Origin of the sequence: Parvimonas sp. D9 (assembly GCF_035282565.1) — a bacterium.
Taxonomy (GTDB): Bacteria; Bacillota; Clostridia; order Tissierellales; family Peptoniphilaceae; genus Parvimonas; species Parvimonas micra.
In genome coordinates this window covers 1-266 of sequence record NZ_JAYKBM010000169.1, presented here as the reverse complement: position 1 = coordinate 266, position 266 = coordinate 1, and the positions used below count along the sequence as shown (strand labels likewise).

The following is a 266-nucleotide window of genomic DNA, read 5'->3' as shown; positions in this document are numbered from 1 at the left end:
CTTTTCTATTCACCGATATCAGCGGAAGCTTTTTATTTTCTTCGAAGTAGTCGTATACCTCTTTGAGACGGGTAGAGAACTTTTGGTATTCTTTGTCTTCTTTGCTGTTTCGTTCGAGGTACTCCTGACTTCTGTTATTACTGAAACGTACAGGGTAGATATGTACCGGAATAAAATCCTGCCCTTGATTCCGGGCATGAGATGCCAATACATATAATTCTTCTATTTGATCGTTCTGGATGGGAATACAACCTACTGTGATGCAA

General features: G+C 39.8%; 1 protein-coding gene. It reads right to left on the bottom strand.

The features are described from left to right. Positions 1-266: hypothetical protein (locus VJI94_RS08435; RefSeq protein ID WP_324009040.1), on the bottom strand; the 266-nt coding region annotated here is incomplete at both ends.